This is a genomic window from unidentified bacterial endosymbiont, assembly GCF_918797525.1.
GTDB lineage: Bacteria > Pseudomonadota > Gammaproteobacteria > Enterobacterales > Enterobacteriaceae > Enterobacter.
In genome coordinates, this window is record NZ_OU963893.1 from 899,435 (window position 1) to 917,705 (window position 18,271).

17 protein-coding genes, 1 tRNA gene and 1 riboswitch are annotated in these 18,271 nt (G+C 55.5%); of the genes, 9 read left to right on the plus strand and 9 right to left on the minus strand.

Annotated features, from left to right (window positions below; all coding sequences use genetic code 11):
• Positions 1-54: 54 nt before the first annotated feature.
• Positions 55-252 (plus strand): hypothetical protein, encoded by a 198-nt coding sequence (locus NL510_RS04325; protein WP_253381898.1) that lies wholly within the window; start codon positions 55-57, stop codon positions 250-252.
• A 37-nt stretch (positions 253-289) separates the two neighbouring features.
• Here the strand turns inward: NL510_RS04325 and NL510_RS04330 are convergent, their stop codons facing one another.
• Together NL510_RS04330 and NL510_RS04335 are read right to left on the minus strand one after the other, a co-directional pair.
• Positions 290-493, minus strand: a complete 204-nt coding sequence (locus NL510_RS04330) for a DUF551 domain-containing protein (RefSeq protein WP_253381900.1) — start codon at positions 491-493, stop codon at positions 290-292.
• A 178-nt stretch (positions 494-671) separates the two neighbouring features.
• Positions 672-747, minus strand: a tRNA-Ile gene (locus tag NL510_RS04335).
• 124 nt (positions 748-871) lie between these two features.
• Here NL510_RS04335 and mug point away from each other — a divergent pair.
• Positions 872-1,378: a G/U mismatch-specific DNA glycosylase gene (mug, locus tag NL510_RS04340; RefSeq protein WP_253381902.1), complete on the plus strand. Its 507-nt coding sequence runs from the start codon at positions 872-874 to the stop codon at positions 1,376-1,378.
• 126 nt (positions 1,379-1,504) lie between these two features.
• Here mug and rpoD read toward each other — a convergent pair whose 3' ends face one another.
• The 3 genes from rpoD to rpsU all read right to left on the minus strand — a co-directional run bounded on the left by rpoD (position 1,505) and on the right by rpsU (position 5,590).
• Positions 1,505-3,349 (minus strand): RNA polymerase sigma factor RpoD, encoded by a 1,845-nt coding sequence (gene rpoD / locus NL510_RS04345; RefSeq protein WP_253381904.1) that lies wholly within the window; start codon positions 3,347-3,349, stop codon positions 1,505-1,507.
• A 164-nt stretch (positions 3,350-3,513) separates the two neighbouring features.
• A complete protein-coding gene (dnaG, locus tag NL510_RS04350; RefSeq protein ID WP_253381906.1) occupies positions 3,514-5,259 on the minus strand; it encodes a DNA primase in 1,746 nt (581 codons plus the stop codon).
• 115 nt (positions 5,260-5,374) lie between these two features.
• On the minus strand, positions 5,375-5,590 hold the full coding sequence (rpsU, locus tag NL510_RS04355) for a 30S ribosomal protein S21 (protein ID WP_001144069.1): 216 nt from the start codon (positions 5,588-5,590) through the stop codon (positions 5,375-5,377).
• A 236-nt stretch (positions 5,591-5,826) separates the two neighbouring features.
• On the opposite strand from rpsU, the gene tsaD reads away from it, so the two are divergent.
• Entirely contained in the window at positions 5,827-6,840 is a 1,014-nt protein-coding gene (gene tsaD / locus NL510_RS04360; RefSeq protein WP_253381908.1) for a tRNA (adenosine(37)-N6)-threonylcarbamoyltransferase complex transferase subunit TsaD, read from the plus strand.
• Between the two features lie 168 nt (positions 6,841-7,008).
• On the opposite strand, the gene plsY is transcribed toward tsaD, so the two are convergent.
• Positions 7,009-7,623, minus strand: a complete 615-nt coding sequence (gene plsY, locus NL510_RS04365; RefSeq protein WP_253381910.1) for a glycerol-3-phosphate 1-O-acyltransferase PlsY — start codon at positions 7,621-7,623, stop codon at positions 7,009-7,011.
• 107 nt (positions 7,624-7,730) lie between these two features.
• On the opposite strand from plsY, the gene folB reads away from it, so the two are divergent.
• A complete protein-coding gene (folB, locus tag NL510_RS04370; RefSeq protein WP_253381912.1) occupies positions 7,731-8,093 on the plus strand; it encodes a bifunctional dihydroneopterin aldolase/7,8-dihydroneopterin epimerase in 363 nt (120 codons plus the stop codon).
• Between the two features lie 111 nt (positions 8,094-8,204).
• A complete protein-coding gene (gene bacA, locus NL510_RS04375; RefSeq protein WP_253381914.1) occupies positions 8,205-9,026 on the plus strand; it encodes an undecaprenyl-diphosphate phosphatase in 822 nt (273 codons plus the stop codon).
• A 13-nt stretch (positions 9,027-9,039) separates the two neighbouring features.
• Here the strand turns inward: bacA and NL510_RS04380 are convergent, their stop codons facing one another.
• Positions 9,040-10,281, minus strand: coding sequence for a multifunctional CCA addition/repair protein (locus NL510_RS04380; RefSeq protein WP_253381916.1), 1,242 nt, complete (start codon positions 10,279-10,281; stop codon positions 9,040-9,042).
• Between the two features lie 60 nt (positions 10,282-10,341).
• Positions 10,342-10,962, minus strand: a complete 621-nt coding sequence (locus NL510_RS04385; RefSeq protein ID WP_253381918.1) for a TIGR04211 family SH3 domain-containing protein — start codon at positions 10,960-10,962, stop codon at positions 10,342-10,344.
• Between the two features lie 236 nt (positions 10,963-11,198).
• On the opposite strand from NL510_RS04385, the gene NL510_RS04390 reads away from it, so the two are divergent.
• Genes NL510_RS04390 through hldE form a run of 3 tightly spaced genes read left to right on the plus strand, consistent with a single transcriptional unit; the run spans position 11,199 to position 16,844 of the window.
• Entirely contained in the window at positions 11,199-12,497 is a 1,299-nt protein-coding gene (locus NL510_RS04390) for a CYTH domain-containing protein (protein WP_253381920.1), read from the plus strand.
• Positions 12,498-12,517: 20 nt separating this feature from the next.
• The gene (gene glnE / locus NL510_RS04395) at positions 12,518-15,373 is read left to right on the plus strand and encodes a bifunctional [glutamate--ammonia ligase]-adenylyl-L-tyrosine phosphorylase/[glutamate--ammonia-ligase] adenylyltransferase (protein ID WP_253381922.1); all 2,856 of its coding nucleotides are present in this window, start codon (positions 12,518-12,520) and stop codon (positions 15,371-15,373) included.
• Between the two features lie 40 nt (positions 15,374-15,413).
• Positions 15,414-16,844, plus strand: coding sequence for a bifunctional D-glycero-beta-D-manno-heptose-7-phosphate kinase/D-glycero-beta-D-manno-heptose 1-phosphate adenylyltransferase HldE (hldE, locus tag NL510_RS04400; RefSeq protein WP_253381924.1), 1,431 nt, complete (start codon positions 15,414-15,416; stop codon positions 16,842-16,844).
• A gap of 77 nt (positions 16,845-16,921) precedes the next feature.
• Here hldE and ubiK read toward each other — a convergent pair whose 3' ends face one another.
• Complete coding sequence (gene ubiK, locus NL510_RS04405; protein ID WP_253381926.1) at positions 16,922-17,218, minus strand: ubiquinone biosynthesis accessory factor UbiK; 297 nt, start codon at positions 17,216-17,218, stop codon at positions 16,922-16,924.
• A 121-nt stretch (positions 17,219-17,339) separates the two neighbouring features.
• A riboswitch (FMN riboswitch) is annotated at positions 17,340-17,489 on the plus strand.
• Positions 17,490-17,595: 106 nt separating this feature from the next.
• Between ubiK and ribB the strand changes: the two genes are divergently transcribed.
• The gene (gene ribB / locus NL510_RS04410) at positions 17,596-18,249 is read left to right on the plus strand and encodes a 3,4-dihydroxy-2-butanone-4-phosphate synthase (RefSeq protein ID WP_253381928.1); all 654 of its coding nucleotides are present in this window, start codon (positions 17,596-17,598) and stop codon (positions 18,247-18,249) included.
• Positions 18,250-18,271: the final 22 nt, after the last annotated feature.

Genomic DNA, 18,271 nt, shown 5'->3' on the forward strand with positions numbered 1-18,271 from the left:
GTGGATTAACTCGGTGAGCAAATCCTGGTTAACGAACTGTACGAACAGGAGATCATGGGCAAACTGGATGCCCGGCAGGTATGGAACGAACTGCACACGCTGGCAAGCGGTCAGGAGCCGGTACTACTGTGTTGGGAGAAACCCGGAGTCTTTTGTCATCGCCAGCGCGTCGTCCGGTGGTTCAGGCGCGAACTCAACATTCTGGTGGAGGAATATGATCCTCGCGCGACCGGGCAGATTGAGTTGCTGTAATGGTAAAATAGAAAACCCGACAAACGGCGGGTTGTTGTTATTCTGCCGGCGGCTGCGGTAGCGGCATCCAGTGTGTTACATCGTATGACGAGTATTGTGTGTTACCACTGATTCTGAGATTTCTGAAACCTTCCATCGGCCAGTATTCAGCAACGCCAACTCCTTTATCGGTTGCCACTAAAAACAGGGCAAATTGGATTTTTGGAGTCGGTTTTTGTTCTTCCATCGCGATCCATTTCATTCTATGCATCCTCTGAGTAAGTAGTTCCGCCAGTTTCTCACAACAGAGATGAAGAAAATTTGATTTGTATGGCTATTGATTAACCACAAAATCCTATGAAACCCGTTTGAAAGTATCCCCGAGGTATCCCCAGAAAAAGAAAAGGGCCAACGCATTTAGCGCCAGCCCTTACGGTGTCTGGTGGCCCCTGCTGGACTTGAACCAGCGACCAAGCGATTATGAGTCGCCTGCTCTAACCACTGAGCTAAGGGGCCGTGACGATGGATTATAAAGTAACTCACCTCAGCAATCCAGCCATTCACAACTGCTTGCTGTTTTTATAAACAACGCATTATCAATCCTTTATACTTCAATAACGAAGTATTGATGGGAGTAAAGATGATCAACGATATTCTAGCCCCGGGCCTGCGGGTGGTGTTTTGCGGTATCAATCCGGGTAAATCCTCGGCGCACACCGGTTTTCATTTCGCTCATCCGGGTAATCGATTCTGGAAGGTGATCCACCAGGCGGGGTTTACCGACAGGTTGCTAAAACCGGAAGAGGAGCAGCATCTGCTGGATACCCGCTGCGGGATCACCATGCTTGTCGAGCGGCCAACGGTCCAGGCAACCGAAGTGAATCTGCATGAACTGCGTACCGGCGGACGGGAGCTGATTAAGAAGATTGAAGACTATCAGCCTGACGCGCTGGCAATCCTCGGTAAACAAGCCTATGAGCAGGCGTTTAGCCAGCGTGGGACGCAGTGGGGCAAGCAGAACATCATGATTGGAACCACGCAGGTGTGGGTGCTGCCAAACCCGAGCGGGTTGAACCGGGCGACGCTGGATAAGCTGGTAGAGGCGTATCGTGAACTCGATGAAGCGCTGATCGTGCGCGGGCTGTAGCTGCCTCCGGCGTCGTTATCAGAATGTAAAATGTGCGCCTGAATCGACCAGCGCATTAGCCTTCTTAAATGTCGATTTGCTAAAAAAAAAAGCTCCACGAAGGGAGCTTTTCATCTGCAGGAGCGATTAGTCGTCCAGGAAGCTACGCAGCACTTCAGAGCGGCTTGGATGGCGCAGCTTACGCAGCGCCTTCGCTTCGATCTGACGGATACGTTCGCGGGTAACATCGAACTGTTTACCCACTTCTTCCAGCGTGTGGTCGGTGTTCATATCGATACCGAAACGCATACGCAGTACTTTAGCTTCACGCGCGGTCAGGCCAGCCAGAACATCGTGCGTTGCGGCACGCAGGCTCTCGGTAGTCGCAGAGTCCAGCGGCAACTCGAGAGTGGTATCCTCGATGAAATCACCCAGATGCGAATCTTCATCATCGCCGATGGGGGTTTCCATGGAGATTGGCTCTTTGGCAATCTTCAGCACTTTACGGATCTTGTCTTCCGGCATCAGCATACGTTCAGCAAGTTCTTCCGGCGTCGGCTCGCGGCCCATCTCCTGCAGCATCTGGCGGGAGATACGGTTGAGCTTGTTGATGGTCTCAATCATATGCACCGGAATACGGATGGTACGCGCCTGGTCTGCGATAGAGCGGGTAATCGCCTGACGGATCCACCAGGTTGCATAGGTGGAGAACTTGTAACCACGACGGTATTCAAACTTATCTACCGCTTTCATCAGACCAATGTTGCCTTCCTGAATCAGATCCAGGAACTGCAGACCACGGTTGGTGTACTTCTTGGCGATAGAGATAACCAGACGTAAGTTCGCTTCAACCATCTCTTTCTTCGCACGGCGGGCTTTCGCTTCACCAATGGACATACGACGGTTGATATCTTTTACCTGCTCGATGGTCAGGCCGGTCTCTTCTTCAATCTGCTGCAGTTTCATCAAACCGCGCTGAACGTCTTCTTTCACGTCATGCAGTTTTTCGGACCATGGCTTGTTCATGGCGATAGCCGCATTGAACCAGGTTTCGCTGGTTTCATTGCCGGTGAAGAGAGTGATGAAGTTCTTCTTCGGCATTTTGCACTGCTCAACGCACAGCTTCATGATGATGCGTTCCTGGGTACGCACGCGGTCCATCATCACGCGCATGCTGTTAACCAGGTAATCGAACTGTTTTGGCACCAGACGGAACTGTTTGAAGACTTCAGACAGTTTCAGGATCTCTTCCTGAGCGGCTGCATGGCTGCGGCCTTTCGCTTTGATGGTGTCGCGTGCCAGTTCGTACTGGATACGCAGTTCGCTAAACTTCTCACGCGCCAGTTCAGGGTCGATGCTGTTGTCATCATCGCTGCTGTCGTCGTCTTCTTCTTCATCTTCGTCTTCGTCGTCATCCATCTCTTCCTGAGACAGCTCAGAACCGACGTGAGTGGCGGTTGGCGCCATATCTTCTTCAGCGTTCGGGTCGACGAAACCGGTGATTAAATCGGACAGGCGAGCTTCTTCAGCCTCAACGCGATCGTACTGCTCCAGCAGATAGGTGATCGCTTCCGGATATTCTGCAACAGAGCACTGAACCTGATTGATCCCGTCTTCGATGCGCTTCGCGATGTCGATTTCGCCTTCGCGGGTCAACAGTTCAACGGTACCCATTTCGCGCATGTACATACGGACCGGGTCAGTGGTACGCCCGATTTCCGATTCCACGCTGGACAGAACCTGTGCAGCGGCTTCTTCTGCATCTTCGTCAGTGTTGTTGGAGTTTTCAGCCAGCAACAGATCATCGGCATCCGGTGCTTCTTCCATCACCTGAATGCCCATGTCATTGATCATTTGGATGATGTCTTCGATTTGATCTGAATCGACGATATCTTCCGGCAGATGGTCATTGACCTCGGCATAGGTCAGATAGCCTTGCTCCTTACCGCGTTGGACAAGAAGTTTCAGCTGTGACTGCGGGTTTTGCTCCATAAGACGGTATCCACACTTAATTCGTTTGATTGGTGTCGACGATGGGGCTGCCAACATTTAAAGCGAGGGCATACTTATATTTTTGCCGCTGCCTCTCAGTGCGGCTGCCGGGGGCTTCCCGATCGTTATTCGGCACTTAAGCCGTTAAATTTTTGTCTTTCTTTTTATTTTTTAGCCAGTTCCTGGTTTAACATCCACAGTTCCCGGCGTTCTTCGCTGCTTAAGCCATGTGTGCGCTCGCGAGCTATCAACTCTTCCTGGCGCAACTCAAGCATCGAATCAAACATATGGTTGAGTGAGTCGGTGAAGGTTTGTTCTGCGATATCCTTATCTGCTATATCGTCCCACATCGACAGTTTTTCAAGGGTCGCGGCCTCTTTTGTGCCACGGTAATGTTCTAAAAGTTGCCCGGTGGTCAGACCTGGTTGTGACAGACACGTGTTGACCAATTCCGAAAATAAGCCAAGTCCGGGCAGCTTGTCGTGGTTCAAACCCGCCAACGACGGCACTTGCGGAGCAAGTTCGGGGTTTTGTACCAGTAACCCTATCAGTATACGCATGGTTGTGCGTTTTAGCAGCGGCGCGGGGCGAACCGCACCGTTTTCAGCCAGTTTTGGCATTAAACGTTCAAGCTGGCTGTCATCCAGAATGCCGAGCTTGTTGCCTAACTCCTGACGCAGATAGATGCGCAGCGTCTCGCCGGGCACCTGGCTGATTAACGGTAGCGCCAGCGTGCTGAGCTGCGCGCGCCCGTCAGGGGTACTCAAATCAACCTGCGGCATCAGGCTGTTAAACAAAAACGTGGAGAGCGGCTGAGCCTGCTCCATCCGCGCTTCGAACGCCGCTTTGCCCTCTTTACGTACCAGCGTATCCGGATCTTCGCCGTCAGGCAGGAACATAAAGCGTAACTGACGCCCGTCAGTCATATACGGCAGTGCGGTTTCCAGCGCCCGCCAGGCGGCATCGCGTCCTGCACGGTCACCGTCGTAACAGCAGATGACGGTATTGGTCACCCTGAACAGCAGCTGAATATGATCGGCGGTGGTGGACGTTCCTAACGACGCAACCGCGTAGTTAATGTCGTATTGCGCCAGCGCAACCACGTCCATATAACCTTCGACGACCAGAAGGCGCGGAGGTTCCGCATTATCTTTCTGCGCCTCAAAAAGACCGTAAAGCTGACGGCCCTTATGGAAAATATCGGTTTCCGGGGAGTTAAGGTACTTCGGTATGGCGTCACCCAGCACGCGGCCACCAAAACCTATTACCCGGCCACGCTTGTCGCGGATCGGGAACATAACCCGTTCGCGGAAGCGGTCGTAGCTTCGTCCCTGGTCATTGGTGACCAGCATGCCTGCATCGATGAGGGATTTACGATCTTCGCTATTGCCGCCAAAACGCTTTAACACGTTGTCCCAGCCGGGCGGGGCGTAACCAATAGCGAAACGCGCAATGACATCATCGCTCAGTCCGCGCGTGTTCAGGTACTGACGCGCAGGCTCAGCCGCAGAGTGCTTAAGAGACTGTTGATAAAACGAATTCAGGCCATCCAGCAGTTGATACAGCGTTTGTCGTTGATGACGCTCTATCAGGCTTGGCCCACTGCCAGCTTCATACGGCACTTCAAGGTTGTGCATCGCGGCCAGCTCTTCGACGGTTTCAACGAACTCGAGCTTGTCGTAGTTCATTAAAAAATCGACGGCATTACCGTGTGCGCCACAGCCGAAGCAATGGTAGAACTGTTTTTCACCATTAACGGTGAAAGAGGGGGTTTTTTCATTATGGAACGGACAGCACGCATGGTAGTTCTTGCCCTGCTTTTTCAGCTTTACCCGCGCGTCGATGAGATCGACGATGTCGGTTCTGGCAAGCAGATCATTGATGAATACGCGTGGGATTCTTCCGGCCATATGCCCCAAAAATTTAAGCGACTTATAAACGAAAACAAGCCGCGCATTCCTTTCGGAAGCACGGCCTTACGACTATTACTCTGTCTGTCAATTGAGAGCGTGCGCCCTCAACAGATTAGTACAGACGAGTACGGCGTGCGTTTTCGCGAGCCAGTTTCTTCGCATGACGTTTCACTGCAGAAGCTTTAGCGCGCTTACGTTCGGTCGTTGGTTTTTCATAAAACTCACGACGACGAACTTCAGCCAGAACACCTGCTTTCTCGCATGAACGTTTGAAGCGACGCAGTGCTACGTCGAACGGCTCGTTTTCACGTACTTTAATTACCGGCATGTAACTCTCACCTTTAATAAATTCGGTTTGCCGCTGGCATCAACGCCAGCTTATTTCAAAATGGTGCGGAATTTTACTGCAAATGCTGCTGCTTTGTAAAGCACCGATGCGATTTTGAAAGGGACTTTAATAAGGGTGAGGAGTATACACGAGCCTTCTTCCTGGGGCGAACAAAGTTTTACATCAACCCGCCCAGGCTCTACACTGCGCGGTATTGAAACGAGGTAAATCAAGTCATGCATGTACTGGGTATTGAAACATCCTGCGATGAAACCGGCATCGCCATTTACGACGATAAAAAAGGGCTTCTGGCCAACCAACTGTATAGTCAGGTGAAATTGCATGCTGACTACGGCGGCGTGGTGCCTGAACTGGCCTCTCGTGACCACGTACGTAAAACGGTTCCCCTGATTCAGGCGGCGTTGAAAGAGGCCGGGTTGAGCGCAACCGATATTGACGCAGTAGCCTATACCGCAGGCCCGGGACTGGTCGGCGCGCTGCTGGTTGGCGCGACCGTTGGCCGTTCACTGGCCTTCGCATGGGATGTTCCGGCGATTCCGGTTCACCATATGGAAGGGCATCTTCTGGCACCGATGCTGGAAGATAACCCGCCTGCATTCCCGTTTGTGGCGCTGCTGGTCTCCGGCGGTCATACGCAGCTGATTAGCGTAACGGGCATTGGCAAATATGCGCTGCTGGGCGAGTCGATCGACGACGCCGCCGGTGAAGCCTTCGACAAAACCGCCAAGCTGTTGGGGCTGGATTACCCGGGTGGCCCGATGCTGTCAAAAATGGCGTCGCAGGGTACGGAAGGGCGCTTTGTCTTCCCGCGCCCAATGACCGACCGCCCAGGGCTGGATTTCAGTTTCTCTGGCCTGAAAACCTTCGCGGCCAACACGATCCGCAACAACGACAACGACGAGCAGACCCGGGCCGATATCGCCCGTGCGTTCGAAGATGCGGTGGTGGATACGCTGATGATCAAGTGCAAACGCGCGCTGGAAAAGACCGGTTTTGAGCGTCTGGTCATGGCGGGCGGCGTAAGCGCTAACTGCACGCTGCGCGCGAAGCTCGCCGGGATGATGCAAAAGCGTCGTGGGGAGGTGTTCTATGCCCGTCCGGAATTCTGTACCGATAACGGGGCGATGATCGCTTACGCCGGGATGGTGCGCCTGAACGCCGGAGCAACGTCTGACCTGAGCGTGTCCGTGCGTCCTCGCTGGCCACTGGCGGAGTTGCCTGAGGCGTAACCCCGCACCCTAACCCTAACTCACATAGAGGGTCAGATCCGGGCTAAAGGTTTCGCCTATTACCACACGTCTCAGGCAGTACAGCTTCCCGGCTGGCAGCGTCGGTGGATCCCTTTTCGCGATAAAAGTGCTGATTAAGGCTGGCCCGTGCAAGTAGAGGGCCACGCGTTATTCCAGCTCTTTTTTCTTTCTCTTGAGCTTCTTCCAGATCTTGGTTTCCTGGCGGCGCCACAGGCGCTGGATATTATCGTGGTGACGCAGCAGGATCAGGCAGGAGAGCATCGAGACCGGGAAGGTGAACTGAGGTTTGAACCACCAGACGTAAAATGGCGCAATCAAGGCGCTGACGATGGCGCCAAGCGACGAATAGCCGCTCAGAAGAATGGTTAGCAGCCAGGTGCCAGCCATCACGCCGGTTAAATCCCAGCCGATGGGCGCGATAGCCCCAAAGGCCGTCGCCACGCCTTTGCCGCCTTTAAAACCGAAGAATACAGGCCAGATATGACCCACGCAGGCCGCGATGGCGATAAGGCCCAGCCAGAATGGCGTAACGCCGAGCGCATAAGCGCCCCAGACGGGGAGCATCCCTTTCAGAACATCAAAAATCAAAACCGCTACGGCTGCTCCCTTGCCGCCAATTCGTAGTACATTGGTCGCCCCGGGATTGCCGGACCCGCTTACGCGTGGGTCCGGCAGCCCGGCAATGCGGCAGACCAGAATGGCGCTGGAGATTGAGCCGCAAAGGTAGGCGAGGAGAATCATTCCAGGCGCGATTGCACTCATAACGCTGTTCCGTTTTGAAAATGTATCTGTAGTCTCAACATCTGTGGATAATACGCATAATTCGCCGGAAGTGGTATCCGGTTTAGCCAAAAAGCAGGCAGGTCGTGATGGATATTGTATTTATAGAGCAACTTTCGGTCATCACCACCATTGGTGTTTATGACTGGGAGCAGACCATTGAGCAGAAACTGGTGTTCGATATCGAAATGGGCTGGGATAACCGTCAGTCAGCAAAAAGTGATGATGTGAAGGACTGTCTGAGCTATGCCGACATCAGTGAAACGGTAGTGGGCCACGTAGAAGGGCAACGTTTTGCGCTGGTGGAACGCGTGGCGGAAGAGGTCGCGGAACTGCTGCTCAGCAAATTTAATTCACCGTGGGTGCGTATCAAACTCAGCAAGCCGGGCGCCGTGGCGCGTGCCGCCAACGTGGGCGTCATCATTGAGCGTGGCACAAATCTGAAAGGATAGATTTAAGGTCATCATCGCTAAACCATTTTAGGTTATATCGGTCTTAACGCTGTATCTTGCTCGGTGGTTCGTGTTGGACACCGTTTTTTATATCTTTTTAGGGGTTTATAGATGAGCGATATGCACTCGCTGCTGGTGGCGGCAATACTGGGTGTGGTCGAAGGATTGACGGAGTTTTTACCGGTTTCCAGTACCGGCCATATGATTATCGTCGGCCATCTGCTGGGCTTTGAGGGCGATACCGCAAAGACGTTCGAGGTTGTCATTCAGTTGGGTTCTATTCTGGCGGTCGTCGTGATGTTCTGGCGTCGTCTGTTTGGCCTGATTGGCATTCACTTTGGCCGTTTGCCGCAGCGTGAAGGAGAGGGCAAAGGCCGTTTGACGCTTATCCACATCCTGCTTGGGATGATCCCGGCGGTCGTGCTGGGGCTGGTTTTCCATGACACCATCAAGTCGCTGTTTAACCCCATTAACGTAATGTATGCCCTGGTGGTCGGCGGTTTCCTGCTGATTGCGGCAGAAATGCTGAAACCAAACGTCCCGCGTGCCGAAGGCCTGGACGACATGACCTATCGGCAGGCGTTTATCATCGGCTGCTTCCAGTGTCTGGCGCTGTGGCCGGGTTTCTCGCGGTCGGGGGCGACGATTTCAGGCGGGATGCTGATGGGCGTGAGCCGTTATGCGGCCTCAGAGTTCTCGTTCCTGCTGGCGGTGCCGATGATGATGGGCGCAACCGTTCTCGACGTCTACAAGAGCTATCATTTCCTCACTGCGGGGGATATTCCGATGTTCGCCGTGGGCTTTGTCACCGCCTTTATTGTGGCGCTGATTGCGATTAAAACCTTTCTGCAGTTGATTAAACGTATCTCGTTTATTCCGTTCGCAATCTATCGCTTTATCGTCGCGGCGGCGGTGTACGTGGTCTTCTTCTGATAACCGCCTGCCCTCAGACTTTTGGCTGAGGGCAACGCTGTTCCTTCCACGTCGCGACCGCATCGACCCGCCGCTTCGTCAGCTCTTCGCGGATCTCAGGTCCCTTAAAGCCCGCCTCGACCACGTCTTTAGTCGGGACCGCTTTTGCGATGTCCCATGCTTCGCGCAGCAAACGTCCCTGCGGGTAATCACAGGCTTCAAACCCGGTGCGTCCGCGCACGTCGGCCTCGCTGGTGAGGGCGATTTGCTCCACGCGCTGCGGCTTGCGCCAGGCGTCGATATTATCGAACAGCTTAACAATGGTAGCGGGCTTAAGAATGGGGAAGGTATGGATCAGATCGTGGAACTCGGCCACCAGTTTCGCCAGGTCACGGATCTCGTTCGGAACGCGCAGGCGCTGGCAAAGCCCTTCAACCAGCTTCACGCCAGCCGGACCGTGCCCGTGATGGCGCGGCCACAACGCTTTTGGCGTTAACCCTTTACCCAGGTCGTGGCACAGGGTGGAAAAACGCACGTCTACTTCAGGGCTGAGCATGGCGGCCATACTCAGCGTCATTAGCGTGTGAACGCCGGTGTCAATTTCAGGATGCCACTTCGCTGGCGCCGGAACGCCAAACAGATTATCCACTTCCGGGAACAGGACCTTCAGCGCGCCACAGTCGCGCAACGCCTGGAAAAAAACCTGTGGGTTGCGGGTGGTCAGCGCATTTTCCGTCTCTTTCCAGACGCGCTCGGGCGTCAGATGTTTCAGCTCGCCAGCGGCTGTCATCGCCGCCATCAGCGCCATAGTTTCATCGGCAACGCGAAAGCTCAGATGGGCGTAGCGGGCGGCGAAACGCGCCACGCGCAACACGCGAAGCGGATCTTCAGAAAAGGCAGGAGAGACGTGACGTAAAATGCGGTTGCGTAAATCGTCCTGGCCCCCGTATGCGTCGATAATCTGGCCGTTTTCATCTTGCGCCAGAGCGTTGATGGTGAGATCTCGGCGCAGAAGATCTTGCTCAAGCGTCACATTCGGCGCGGCGTAGCAGGTGAAGCCGGTATAGCCGGAGCCGGATTTTCGCTCGGTACGCGCCAGGGCATACTCTTCCCGGCTTTTAGGGTGGAGAAACACGGGGAAATCGCGGCCTACCTGCTGGTAGCCCGCATCAAGCATCTCTTCGGGCGTTGCACCCACCACAACCCAGTCTTTATCTTTAACCGGCAGACCTAACAAGGCATCACGTACCGCACCACCGACCAGATAACTCTTCACGCCCAACTCTCCCGTTTTCTCTATTCGAGGATAATACGTAAGTCTGGCAGAGAAGACGAATTAGTTCATCCAGCGATCTTTCCGCTTGCGGCTTGGGATCAGCATCGGCAGTACCAGACCGAGCACCAGACCCACACCCAGCACGCCGCCGCCATACATGAACCACTGCATGATGATGGTGCGCTGTTTGTCATCAAGCTGCAGATTAGCGGCGCTGACTTTCTTCTGCGCCACAATCAGCTCGTTTTTCAGCTTCTGGTTCTCTTCTTTCAGGCCGTTAATCACACCGTCGCTCTGGGCCACTTTCTGCTGCATTTCGGCGGTGCGCTGGTTCCAGGTATTATCGATGTTGGTCAGTTTGTCGGTCAGGGTTTTCACCTGGTTTTCCAGATCCGGTACGCGGGTGCGCAGGCTTGGCACATTGCTCAGCTCTTTCAAGGGGATCCAGGAGGTACGGCCGGTGCTGTCGCGAACCTGTCCGTAGTTAGTCTCGGCGTTGGTCTGTAACAGAGCCACTTCCTCGCCGGCATTAACCGTGCCCACGAGGCGATAATTGTCACCAGGGCCACTGCGTACCCAGGTATTGAGTTCATCAGAAACGTAACGCTTCTCTTCAGCGTGGACCGCGGTTGCGGCGCTAAAAGCGAGTAAAGTAAGTCCAATCAGGCGTAATTTAAGCATATCAGTCGTTATTTTCATAAAGAGAGGAACGATAGTAGTGGCAACAGTGTCTCTACGCAAAGGATTCATCATCAATCGGAATCATCTGTGTCCTGCTTCCACACCTTAAAACTTTTACGCCCGTCAAATTGCTCATTGCGTGGCAATTTGGCGCAAAATACTATGTACTGACAAACAAATGGCGAGGAAGTTCGCCTTCATCGACGCGTCTGTGACGCACGCAAAAGTACAAGGTTATGGCACAAGAAATCGAACTAAAGTTTATCGTCGAAAAAGCGAGCGTTGACGCGCTCCGTGACCATCTGCACACGCTATCCGGCGAACATTATGAACCGGTACAACTGCTCAATATCTACTACGAAACGCCAGAGAACTGGCTGCGTCGTCATGATATGGGCTTGCGCATTCGTGGCGCGAACGGGCGTTACGAGATGACGATGAAAATCGCCGGTCATGTGGTGGGGGGGTTACATCAGCGCCCGGAATATAATATCGATATCAGCAAGCCAGAACTTGAGCTGGAACGTTTCCCGGCGGAAATCTGGCCGCAGGGCACGCTGCCGGAAACCCTGTCTGCGCAGGTTAAGCCGCTGTTCAGCACCGATTTCTGGCGTGAAAAATGGCTGGTCACGGAAGGCACAAGCCGCATTGAAATCGCCCTCGATCTGGGTGAGATAAAAGCCGGTGAGTTCCAGGAGCCGATTTGCGAACTGGAGCTTGAACTGCTGGAAGGCGATGCGAACGACGTGCTGAAGCTGGCGCGCCATCTGGTAAGCCAGTCCGGCCTGCGCCAGGGCAGCCTGAGCAAAGCGGCACGCGGCTACTATCTGGCCGCCGGGAATGCGCCTCGCACGCTGAAAGAGACAACCATTCTGCGCGTTGCGCCGAAAGCCAGCGTTGAACAAGGCCTGGAGGCGGCCCTGGAGCTGGCGCTCTCGCAATGGCTGTATCACGAAGAACTCTGGGCGCGCAAAGTGAAGAACGCGAAAGCGCAGGTTCTGGCAGCCATCGGCCTGGTGCGCCACACCCTGACGCTGTTCGGCGGAATTGTACCTCGCAAAGCAAGTGCTCACTTACGTGATCTGTTGACGCAAACCGAAGCGCTGATGGTCTCTGATGTCTCGGCAGAGACGGCGCTCTACAGCCCGCAAAGCGCAACGGCAAAGCTGGCGTTGACCGAACTGTTGGTGACGCGCGGCTGGCGTAGCTTCCTGGATGCGAAGGCGCAGGCCAACATTGCGCAAAACTTCAAACGTTTCGCCGATATCCATCTTTCCCGTCATGCCGCCGAGCTTAAGACCACCTTTGCTTACCCGCTGGGTAACCAGTATGGCGATCAGCTTCCCCGTCTTGCGCGCAATATCGACAGCATGTTACTGCTCTCAGGCGCTTATGAGGGCAAAGCGCAGGCCTGGCTGGCAGAATGGCAGGGGCTGAAACATGCCATCGAAACCCGCCAGCATGTGGAGATTGAGCATTTCCGTAACGAGGCCATTTCGCAGGAGCCGTTCTGGCTGCACAGCGGAAAACGTTAACACTGGCAAGGAACCCGACAATGCCGCTTTCTTCGCAGTTACAGCAGCAATGGCAGACCGTTTGCGAACGTCTGCCTGAGTCATTACCGGCGTCATCATTAAGCGAGCAGGCGCAGAGCGTGCTCACCTTCAGTGATTTTGTGCAGGAAAGTATCACCGCTAATCCGGGCTGGCTAACGGAGCTTGAGCATTCACCGCCGCAGGCCGGGGAGTGGCGTCATTATGCGGGCTGGCTGCAAACCGCGCTGGAAGGCGTGGCGGATGAAGCGGCGCTAATGCGCGTGCTGCGCCAGTTCCGCCGCCGGATAATGGTGCGTATCGCCTGGGCGCAGTCGCTGGAATTAGTCAGCGAAGAGAGCACGTTGCTGCAACTGAGCGAGCTGGCGCAGACGCTGATTGTCGCCGCGCGGAACTGGCTCTACGACGCCTGCTGTAAAGAATGGGGCATGCCGTGCAGCGAAGCGGGGGGTCCTCAGCCGCTGTTGATTCTGGGGATGGGCAAGCTCGGCGGCTGCGAGCTGAATTTCTCTTCTGATATCGACCTGATTTTCGCCTGGCCGGAGAACGGATCAACCCGCGGCGGACGCCGTGAGCTGGATAACGCCCAGTTCTTTACCCGCCTCGGTCAGCGCCTGATAAAGGCGCTGGACCAGCCAACGCAGGATGGTTTTGTCTACCGCGTGGACATGCGTCTGCGTCCGTTCGGCGACAGCGGTCCGCTGGTGATGAGCTTTGCGGCGCTGGAGGATTATTACCAGGAGCAGGGGCGCGACTGGGAGCGCTACGCGATGGTGAAAGCGCGGATCATGGGCGACAGCGACGATGCCTACGCCAACGAGCTGCGCGCCATGCTGCGCCCGTTCGTGTTCCGTCGTTATATCGACTTCAGTGTGATCCAGTCCCTGCGTAACATGAAGGGAATGATTGCCCGTGAAGTGCGCCGCCGTGGGCTGAAAGACAACATCAAGCTCGGTGCGGGCGGCATTCGCGAAATTGAATTTATCGTGCAGGTCTTCCAGCTGATCCGCGGCGGCCGTGAACCCTCGCTGCAATCCCGTTCGTTGCTCCCGACGCTGGCTGCGATTGCGCAACTGCATCTGCTGCCGGAAGACGACGCCACAATGCTGCACGAGGCCTATCTTTTCCTGCGCCGTCTGGAAAACCTGCTGCAAAGCATCAATGACGAGCAGACTCAGACCCTGCCGGGCGATGACCTTAACCGGGCGCGTCTGGCCTGGGGGATGCGCATGGACGACTGGTCAACGTTGACCGAGCGCCTGGACGCCCATATGGCGGCCGTGCGCCGCATTTTTAACGATCTTATCGGCGACGAGGAAAGTGAATCCCAGGACGACGCGCTCTCTGAACACTGGCGCGAGCTATGGCAGGATGCGCTTCAGGAAGATGACACCACGCCGGTGCTGGCGCATCTGAGCGACGACGATCGTCATCGGGTGGTGGCGTTAATCGCTGATTTTCGGCTCGAACTGCACAAGCGCGCCATTGGTCCGCGCGGTCGTCAGGTACTGGATCACCTGATGCCGCATCTGCTGAGCGACGTCTGCTCGCGGGCGGATGCTCCAATTCCCCTTTCGCGCATGATGCCGCTGCTGAGCGGGATTATCACGCGCACTACCTATCTTGAACTGTTGAGTGAGTTCCCGGGTGCGCTCAAGCATGTGATCTCACTTTGTGCCGCCTCGCCGATGGTGGCCAACAAGCTGGCACGTTATCCGTTGCTGCTGGACGAACTGCTCGACCCCAATACGCTGTATCAGCCGACGGCGACCGATGCCTATCGCGACGAGCTGCGCCAGTATCTGCTGCGCGTGCCGGAAGAGGACGAAGAGCAACAGTTAGAGGCGCTGCGCCAGTTTAAGCAGGCGCAGATGCTGCGCGTGGCGGCGGCGGATATCGCCGGTACGCTGCCGGTAATGAAAGTGAGCGATCACTTAACCTGGCTGGCGGAAGCGATCATTGATGCGGTCGTGCACCAGGCGTGGGGGCAGATGGTGGCGCGCTACGGCCAGCCAAAACATCTCACCGACCGTGAAGGTCGCGGTTTCGCGGTGGTAGGTTATGGCAAGCTCGGCGGGTGGGAACTGGGATATAGCTCCGATCTTGATCTGATATTCCTCCATGATTGCCCGGTTGACGTGATGACCGACGGCGAACGTGAAATTGACGGGCGTCAGTTCTACCTGCGTCTGGCTCAGCGCATTATGCACCTGTTCAGCACCCGCACGTCGTCAGGCGTTTTGTATGAAGTGGATGCGCGTCTGCGCCCGTCCGGCGCGGCGGGTATGTTGGTCACCTCAACCGAGGCCTTCGCGGAATATCAGAAAAGTGAAGCCTGGACGTGGGAACATCAGGCGCTGGTGCGCGCCCGCGTGGTGTATGGCGATCCGCAGTTACAAACCCAGTTTGATACGATCCGCACGGCCGTGATGACGACCACGCGTGAGGGCTGCACCCTGCAAACTGAAGTGCGCGAAATGCGCGAGAAAATGCGCGCGCATTTGGGCAACAAACATCGCGATCGCTTTGATATCAAAGCCGATGAGGGCGGTATTACCGATATTGAGTTCATCACCCAGTATCTGGTGCTGCTGCACGCGCACGACAAGCCAAAGCTAACGCGCTGGTCGGATAACGTGCGTATTCTGGAACTGCTGGCGCAAAACGACATTATGGATGAGCAAGAAGCGCAGGCCTTGACGTGCGCCTACACGACGCTTCGCGATGAGCTGCACCATCTGGCGTTGCAGGAACAACCGGGCCATGTCGCGCAGGACTGTTTCGCCAGTGAGCGCGCGCAGGTCATCGCCAGCTGGCGGAAGTGGCTGGTGGAACCGTGCATAACAAATCAAGTGTGATATTATCGCGCGCAAATTGTGAATCTTTCTGGAGTCAGGAATGAAAGTAACACTGCCAGAGTTCGAACGTGCTGGGGTTATGGTTGTCGGTGATGTGATGCTGGATCGCTACTGGTATGGGCCGACCAGCCGTATCTCCCCGGAAGCACCGGTGCCGGTGGTTAAGGTCGACACCATTGAAGAGCGTCCTGGCGGCGCGGCAAACGTGGCGATGAACATTGCTTCTCTGGGCGCACAATCGCGTCTGGTGGGCTTGACCGGTATCGACGATGCGGCGCGTGCGCTGAGCAAGTCGCTGGCGGACGTGAACGTGAAGTGCGACTTCGTTTCTGTTCCGACACACCCGACGATTACCAAACTGCGCGTACTGTCGCGTAACCAGCAGTTGATCCGTCTCGACTTTGAAGAAGGGTTTGAAGGCGTTGATCCTGAACCGCTGCACGAGCGTATTAATCAGGCGCTGGGCCATATCGGTGCGCTGGTGCTGTCCGACTACGCCAAAGGCGCGCTGACGAGCGTGCAAACGATGATTCAACTGGCGCGTAAAGCCAACGTTCCGGTGCTGATCGACCCGAAAGGCACCGACTTCGAACGTTATCGCGGCGCGACGCTGCTGACGCCAAACCTCTCTGAGTTTGAAGCGGTGGCAGGTAAGAGCAAGACCGAGCAAGAGCTGGTTGAGCACGGCATGAAAATCATCGCTGACTTTGAACTGTCTGCTCTGCTGGTAACCCGTTCAGAGCAGGGGATGACGCTGCTACAGCCGGGTAAAGCCCCACTGCATATGCCCACACAGGCGCAGGAAGTGTACGATGTGACCGGTGCCGGTGATACGGTTATCGGCGTGCTGGCGGCAACGCTGGCGGCAGGGAATACCCTTGAGGAAGCCTGCTACTTTGCTAACGCCGCGGCGGGCGTGGTGGTCGGTAAACTGGGTACCTCAACCGTTTCGCCAATTGAGCTGGAGAACGCGGTTCGCGGTCGCGCCGATACCGGTTTTGGCGTGATGAGTGAAGAGGAACTGAAAGCCGCCGTTGCCGCAGCGCGTAAGCGCGGCGAGAAGGTAGTGATGACCAACGGCGTGTTCGACATTCTGCACGCCGGCCACGTCTCTTATCTGGCAAACGCGCGCAAGCTCGGGGATCGCCTGGTTGTAGCGGTCAACAGCGATGCCTCAACGAAACGCCTGAAAGGTGAAACGCGTCCCGTGAATCCGCTGGAGCAGCGCATGATTGTACTGGGCGCGCTGGAAGCGGTTGACTGGGTGGTGTCGTTTGAAGAAGACACGCCGCAGCGTCTTATTGCCGGCATTCTGCCGGACCTGCTGGTAAAAGGTGGCGATTATACACCCGAGCAAATCGCCGGGAGCGAAGAGGTCTGGGCCAACGGCGGCGAAGTGATGGTGCTCAACTTTGAGGATGGGTGCTCAACCACCAACATCATCAAGAAGATCCAGAAAGACAGTCAGTAAAAAACGGGCCAGCCAGGCCCGTTCGCTTTTCGCCCTCAGCCCCGTGGGGGAGGGCATCAGGCCGCAAAGCCCCTGTATTATTCTGCTTCGTCGACCGGTGGGATAGCCGGTGCCGGCTTGACTTCATCCGGCGCGTTGCGATTTTCCAGCTCGTTCAGACGTTGTTCCAGCAGCGCCAGCTTTTCGCGGGTGCGCAGCAGCACCTGCGTCTGCACGTCAAACTCTTCACGGCTGACTAAATCAAGGCGAACCAACTGCGCCTGCAGCGTCTGGCGGATTTTCTTCTCAACATCATCCCCAAACTCACGAATGCCTTTCGGCATGGATTCATGAACCTGACGTGCAATCTGCTCAATTTTCTTTGGGTCAATCATAGCGGCTTTCCTTGATAATACGGTGTTAATGAACATTGTAGCGCGTCATGCTCCAGGATAAAGCAGATTTGTTTGAAGCTTATACATTGCCCCGGATAATCAATAGCGTTATAGTGATGTCGCTTATTCTCAGGGCGGGGCGAAATTCCCCACCGGCGGTAAATCAGCTTGCGCTGAAAGCCCGCGAGCGCTTTGGGTGAATACTCAAAGGTCAGCAGATCCGGTGTAATTCCGGGGCCGACGGTTAGAGTCCGGATGGGAGAGAGTAACGATCCAGTCGGGCAGAGTCCCGCTCACGTTATCTTTTTGCCGCTTATACGGCGCTCCTAAGACTGCCCTGATTCTGGTAACCATAATGTTAATGAGGTTTTTTTACCATGAATCAGACGCTACTTTCCTCTTTTGGCACTTCAACTCAACGTGTTGAACATGCACTGGATGCTCTGCGCGAAGGCCGTGGGGTGATGGTGCTTGACGATGAAAACCGTGAAAATGAAGGCGATATGATTTTCGCCGCCGAGAACATGACCGTTGAACAAATGGCGCTCTCCATTCGTCACGGTAGCGGCATCGTCTGCCTGTGTATTAATGAAGACCGCCGTAAGCAGCTCGAACTGCCCATGATGGTCGAAAACAACACCAGCGCCTTTGGTACGGGTTTTACCGTCACCATTGAAGCGGCGCATGGCGTCACGACCGGCGTATCTGCGGCTGACCGTCTGACGACCGTCCGCGCCGCCATTGCCGATGATGCGAAACCTTCCGATCTGCACCGTCCTGGCCACGTTTTCCCACTACGCGCGCAGGCGGGTGGCGTGCTGACCCGTGGCGGCCATACCGAAGCAACCATCGACCTGGTGACCCTGGCAGGCTTCAGGCCAGCCGGTGTGCTGTGTGAACTGACCAATGATGATGGCACCATGGCCCGCGCGCCAGAGTGCATCACGTTTGCGCGCCTGCATAACATGCCGGTCGTGACGATTGAAGATTTGGTCGAATACCGCCAGGCGCACGAGCGTAAAGCCAGCTGATTGCCGCAAAACGCCGGGATAT

What these genes read in the sequence shown, in the direction of transcription:
- NL510_RS04325 (WP_253381898.1), top strand. Translation starts at nt 55, where the DNA reads ATGGGCAAACTGGATGCCCGGCAGGTATGGAACGAACTGCACACGCTG.
- NL510_RS04330 (WP_253381900.1), bottom strand. Translation starts at nt 493, where the DNA reads ATGAAATGGATCGCGATGGAAGAACAAAAACCGACTCCAAAAATCCAA.
- mug (WP_253381902.1), top strand. Translation starts at nt 872, where the DNA reads ATGATCAACGATATTCTAGCCCCGGGCCTGCGGGTGGTGTTTTGCGGT.
- rpoD (WP_253381904.1), bottom strand. Translation starts at nt 3,349, where the DNA reads ATGGAGCAAAACCCGCAGTCACAGCTGAAACTTCTTGTCCAACGCGGT.
- dnaG (WP_253381906.1), bottom strand. Translation starts at nt 5,259, where the DNA reads ATGGCCGGAAGAATCCCACGCGTATTCATCAATGATCTGCTTGCCAGA.
- rpsU (WP_001144069.1), bottom strand. Translation starts at nt 5,590, where the DNA reads ATGCCGGTAATTAAAGTACGTGAAAACGAGCCGTTCGACGTAGCACTG.
- tsaD (WP_253381908.1), top strand. Translation starts at nt 5,827, where the DNA reads ATGCATGTACTGGGTATTGAAACATCCTGCGATGAAACCGGCATCGCC.
- plsY (WP_253381910.1), bottom strand. Translation starts at nt 7,623, where the DNA reads ATGAGTGCAATCGCGCCTGGAATGATTCTCCTCGCCTACCTTTGCGGC.
- folB (WP_253381912.1), top strand. Translation starts at nt 7,731, where the DNA reads ATGGATATTGTATTTATAGAGCAACTTTCGGTCATCACCACCATTGGT.
- bacA (WP_253381914.1), top strand. Translation starts at nt 8,205, where the DNA reads ATGAGCGATATGCACTCGCTGCTGGTGGCGGCAATACTGGGTGTGGTC.
- NL510_RS04385 (WP_253381918.1), bottom strand. Translation starts at nt 10,962, where the DNA reads ATGCTTAAATTACGCCTGATTGGACTTACTTTACTCGCTTTTAGCGCC.
- NL510_RS04390 (WP_253381920.1), top strand. Translation starts at nt 11,199, where the DNA reads ATGGCACAAGAAATCGAACTAAAGTTTATCGTCGAAAAAGCGAGCGTT.
- glnE (WP_253381922.1), top strand. Translation starts at nt 12,518, where the DNA reads ATGCCGCTTTCTTCGCAGTTACAGCAGCAATGGCAGACCGTTTGCGAA.
- hldE (WP_253381924.1), top strand. Translation starts at nt 15,414, where the DNA reads ATGAAAGTAACACTGCCAGAGTTCGAACGTGCTGGGGTTATGGTTGTC.
- ubiK (WP_253381926.1), bottom strand. Translation starts at nt 17,218, where the DNA reads ATGATTGACCCAAAGAAAATTGAGCAGATTGCACGTCAGGTTCATGAA.
- ribB (WP_253381928.1), top strand. Translation starts at nt 17,596, where the DNA reads ATGAATCAGACGCTACTTTCCTCTTTTGGCACTTCAACTCAACGTGTT.